This is a genomic window from Aerococcus sp. L_32, from assembly GCF_050689315.1.
The window spans coordinates 1-4,381 of the sequence record NZ_JBOEQF010000176.1; the positions used below are offsets into that span (position 1 = coordinate 1).

The window sequence follows — 4,381 nt, forward strand, 5'->3', positions numbered from 1 at the left end:
CTTTTGTCCATATATATAGTATAACATATGGGATAAATCAGATGAAATGAAAACACTTTAAAATGTTCATTTTATTTTTTTTGACTACCATTAAGTAAATGATGTTTTAATTCTTTTTCCATTTGTACCATTTCACGTTCAGCTTGTAGACGTTTAGCCCGTCCTTCTTCTTGAATTTGCATGGTTTCAGTAATAGTATCGATAAGGTTTTGTTGTGAGTGCTTCAAGGTTTCAATATCTACCACACCACGTTCAGACTGTCTTGCTGTTTCAAGTGATGATTGCTTCAGCAATTCAGAGTTCTCTGTTAATAATTGGTTAGTTGTATCTGTAACAGCGATTTGAGCATCCAAAGCATCTTTTTGACGGTACAGGGATAATTGGATAGCAATTTGGTTTTTCCATAATGGAATGGCTGTATAAATAGATGATTGGATTTTCTCAGCCAAGTTTTGGTTAGCATTTTGAATTAAACGAATTTGTGGTGCTTGTTGGATGGTAATTTCGCGTGTTAACTCCAAGTCGTAGATTCGCTTTTCAAGACGGTTAATAAATTGCTCTAAGTCGGCAATTTTTTGGATGGTCATTTGGTCATGTTCACTCGTTACCTGACTCTTTAAGGCTGGGAGCTCTTCTTGGCGTAGTTGTTCTGCTTTGATTTGAGCAGCAGCGATATAGACATTTAAGGCTTCGAAGAAATCCAAGTTTTGTTGGTATAAACTATCCAGTTGCAGGTTGTCATTTAATAAACCATTCTTTTGACGGGTTAGATGATCAGCGATTTCATCAATTTGGTAGCCAACTTTTTGATATTTGGCATTCATTTCATATAAAGAGGCCTTTTGTTTCTTAAACCAACGTTGAATGCGGTTCTGCTTTTGGTTGGTCAATTGACTTGGGTCAGTATCATTCAAGCGGGCTAATAATTCACGCAACTGTTCGCCGACAACGTCAAGGTCTTGGTTTTGTACTTGAGCGATGATTTGGTGTGAGAAATCACCGATTTGTTTTTGGGCCATGGCACCATATGAAACGATGGATTGGCTATCGCTTGCGTCAATTTTTTCAGATAAGGCCTGAGCCTGGTCTTGACGGTCTTTAGATAATTGTTGGTAGATGGTCTGTTCCATTCCCGTTTCTTCATCGGTATTGGCCAAGTCTTCTAAGGGCGAATTGGCTAAAGTCGCATCTTGGAAGGGGTTGGCGATTAAATCATCCACTGATTTAGAAATATTATCCGATTGTTTGTTTAATGGTTGATTTTTGTCTTCTGTCATCATATTTCTCCTTTACTCAGGGTCATTAGTGAAGCTTTCGAATGAATTTTGCGCTTGCTGGGCTAAGTCTGCGATTTCCTCACGTAAACTAGTCAACTTTTGAATTTTCCGTGGCGATTTATCCATTGCTTGATTAATGGCCGTATATTGTTCAAGTGCGACCTTTAAATTCGGCAAGAGATGATACAAGAAGTTGGTAGCCTGGTTTAAACGATCAGGTGCTTGGGTAATGGCTTGGAAATAACTCTTTAAGACTTTGCTTGTATCATATCGTTTAAATACCATATTTAAATGGGTATTGTAGTTTTCATATCCTAAAATCGTTTCAATATTATCCAAGGCTTCAGCCATTTCGGACCTGAAAAAATGAATCTCTTGATCGGTTAAGTTAGCTTTCTCATAGATGGTCTTTTTTGATTTGGGCACCCGTCCAGGTTTATATTTTTCACGGTTGCTTTGGTGGTCAGCAATATTGGCCGTGTAAATATGATTAATCACAAAGACTAAGAAAGATAGTGCCAACACCCAGAAGGTAATTTGATAGTAGGGGGCACCAAATACAAACAATAGAAAAATGATTGTCACGTTCATCGGCCAGTAAAAGGGATATTGACCAATTTTTGCGATATATTGAAGTGGGCGGTTCATGTTTAGTCACTCCTTTGATTGATTTAACTTTATTATAGGGGACAAATGGTCGATCAACATCGGCCTCTAGTCTTATTTAAAAATAATAGCTTATTCCTATACAATAGAAGCAAGTTGAAAAGGTAAATAAATCCCTAAAATTTCGCCTTCTAGCCCATACTTTAGATAAAAATGCTAAAATGAAGAAGAGTAGCCACCAAAATTACCTGTAGAATCGTAGTAAATATACATATAAAAGTAAAGTACAAATATAATGTTTAAGAAAGGTTGACCATGATGACATTTGGTGAAAAAACAATTAAGAAAGAAACCTTATACAAAGGAAAGATTCTAAACTTAGAGAAGCATCAAGTCCGTTTGCAAAATGGTGAACTTGCAGATCGTGAACTCATTTTCCACGGACCGGCAGTCGGTATTTTCGCCTTACGGGACGATAAAATCGTATTAGTTCGTCAGTATAGAAAAGGAATTGAAGCAGTTAGTTTAGAGGTACCAGCTGGATTAGTCGATCCTAATGAAGATTTATTAGTGGCCGCTAAACGAGAATTTGCGGAAGAAACAGGGATGGCTGGTGAAAATTGGCAGCAACTAGACGGCTTCTATGTGACGCCAGGTTATAATGATGAATTCATTCAAATGTATGCCTGCCAAAATGTTACTGACTTACCAGAGCCGCCCGCACAAGACGACGATGAAAATATCGAACTCGTATACCTAGACTTTGGTCAAGCGAAAGCAGCGATTGCCTCAGGAGAGATTTCCGATATGAAGACCATTTACGCCATTCAATATTGGCAAATTTTAACATTACAAGGATCGTAGGTGACATATATGACGCCAGATGAAGAACCACAATTAACACGTGCCCAGTATCGGGCCTTGAAAAATAAAATTGACCACGCTGACAAGACGGGTAGTAAAGTTGCTGATGAAATTCAAGAAAGTAAGCGACCAACGCAATCAACGACATATGATGCAGCCCGTGATGCACGTCACAAAAAATCAGCAACCTTTAACCGGGATGCAACTGTTGGGAATACTCAGGTCTTTAAACGTGATGAAGACTTCGATGCGCCAAGAAAATTTTCTGCGGATATGCTGAACCAAGCTCTTTATGAAAAGAAAAGTCAGGAAGCAAAGGCTAGTCAATCTGACCGGGCATCTAGACCAGAACGACCATATACGAATAGAAGAGATCCAAATTCTTCTACGACAAGCCAAAGACCAACCAACCAGAATTCTACTGGCCAGGGTGATTGGACCAACCAGGACGACCATGTGGTGACAGCTGCTAGAACAGCAACGCCGCTTGCGGAAGAACCTTCAGTAGAAGAGACTACTAAGGAAAATAAAAAACGGCTGTCATTTAGAGAACGCCTTTTTGGCCCTTCTGAGGAAGAAGTAGGGACTGAAAGAGATGACGAAACATTAGTAGACGATAATGAAGGAAGTGACCAATCACAACAAGCTTTTGTCGGTACAGTAAATGCTGAAGCGAATCCGGATAAGGCAAATCAGTTTGGTCAACATGCAGGTCAATTGGATGCGGATGCTAAACAAGCGGACAGAGAATCTAATAAAGGTAAGTCTTTTTTAGGGCCAACTAAAATTGATCGTTTTCTAAATATCTCTATTGTCCTGTTAACCCTAGGGGTTATCATTTTGACCATTATCGCTTTTTATGTTTAATTAAATTAAATCAATTTGAATTGAGGAGAGTATATAATAGATGAAAGTAGCAATTATTTGCCCAATGGAAGAAGAAATTGGTTACTATAAAGAACACCTAGGCCTAAGTGCTGGTGAAATTGTTGGGTCAACAGAAGTATGGACAACATCATACGAAGGGCACGAAATCGTTGTAGCCCGTTGCGGGATTGGGAAAGTAAACGCCGCAATTGCGACAACACTTGTTGCCCAAACAAACCCAGATTTAATCATCAATACTGGATCAGCTGGGGCTCTTGCACCAGACCGTCAAATTGGGGATATTGTCATTGGGGAAGCAACGATGTACCATGACGCGGATGCCCGTGCATTCGGTTATGAATTAGGCCAAGTTCCTACAATGCCAGCCCGTTATAAGGCACCAGAAAATTTAATTCAAGGCTTCTTAGATGCTTATCATGAAACAGACTTAAATGCGACAACCGGATTGATTTTAACAGGAGACCAATTTATTGCCGATACTGATAAAGTGAATGATTTATATCAGACCTTTAGAGGGGCGCAATGTGCTGAGATGGAAGGGGCTGCTGTTGCCCAAGTAGCCAACCAGTTTGGTATTGATTGTATTATTATTCGAGCGATTTCTGATACCGCTCAACAAGATGCTAATGTGGTCTTTGATGAATTTGTGGTGACGGCAGGGCAAAATGCCGCTAAAGTGACTTTGAACTATTTAAAACATTTAAATTAAGTTATCATTGACGAAGGTTAAGAATAATGGTATGATA

General features: G+C 39.2%; 5 protein-coding genes. 3 read left to right on the forward strand and 2 right to left on the reverse strand.

Features of this window, described 5'->3' with window-relative positions; translation table 11 throughout:
* Window positions 1–71 precede the first annotated feature (71 nt).
* Together ACRCJ0_RS09835 and ACRCJ0_RS09840 are read right to left on the reverse strand one after the other, a co-directional pair.
* The gene (locus tag ACRCJ0_RS09835; RefSeq protein WP_431388137.1) at window positions 72–1,277 is read right to left on the reverse strand and encodes a toxic anion resistance protein; all 1,206 of its coding nucleotides are present in this window, start codon (window positions 1,275–1,277) and stop codon (window positions 72–74) included.
* A 12-nt stretch (window positions 1,278–1,289) separates the two neighbouring features.
* Window positions 1,290–1,925, reverse strand: a complete 636-nt coding sequence (locus ACRCJ0_RS09840) for a 5-bromo-4-chloroindolyl phosphate hydrolysis family protein (RefSeq protein WP_431388135.1) — start codon at window positions 1,923–1,925, stop codon at window positions 1,290–1,292.
* A 273-nt stretch (window positions 1,926–2,198) separates the two neighbouring features.
* Here ACRCJ0_RS09840 and ACRCJ0_RS09845 point away from each other — a divergent pair, with 273 nt between their 5' ends.
* The 3 genes from ACRCJ0_RS09845 to ACRCJ0_RS09855 are packed head-to-tail and all read left to right on the forward strand — an operon-like array spanning window position 2,199 to window position 4,344.
* Complete coding sequence (locus tag ACRCJ0_RS09845; protein WP_431390321.1) at window positions 2,199–2,747, forward strand: NUDIX hydrolase; 549 nt, start codon at window positions 2,199–2,201, stop codon at window positions 2,745–2,747.
* Between the two features lie 9 nt (window positions 2,748–2,756).
* A complete protein-coding gene (locus ACRCJ0_RS09850) occupies window positions 2,757–3,614 on the forward strand; it encodes a hypothetical protein (protein WP_431390322.1) in 858 nt (285 codons plus the stop codon).
* A gap of 40 nt (window positions 3,615–3,654) precedes the next feature.
* Window positions 3,655–4,344, forward strand: coding sequence for a 5'-methylthioadenosine/adenosylhomocysteine nucleosidase (locus ACRCJ0_RS09855; RefSeq protein ID WP_431390323.1), 690 nt, complete (start codon window positions 3,655–3,657; stop codon window positions 4,342–4,344).
* Window positions 4,345–4,381 lie beyond the last annotated feature (37 nt).

Coding starts and splice junctions, on each gene's coding strand:
- ACRCJ0_RS09835 (WP_431388137.1), bottom strand. CDS start 1,277: ATGACAGAAGACAAAAATCAACCATTAAACAAACAATCGGATAATATT.
- ACRCJ0_RS09840 (WP_431388135.1), bottom strand. CDS start 1,925: ATGAACCGCCCACTTCAATATATCGCAAAAATTGGTCAATATCCCTTT.
- ACRCJ0_RS09845 (WP_431390321.1), top strand. CDS start 2,199: ATGATGACATTTGGTGAAAAAACAATTAAGAAAGAAACCTTATACAAA.
- ACRCJ0_RS09850 (WP_431390322.1), top strand. CDS start 2,757: ATGACGCCAGATGAAGAACCACAATTAACACGTGCCCAGTATCGGGCC.
- ACRCJ0_RS09855 (WP_431390323.1), top strand. CDS start 3,655: ATGAAAGTAGCAATTATTTGCCCAATGGAAGAAGAAATTGGTTACTAT.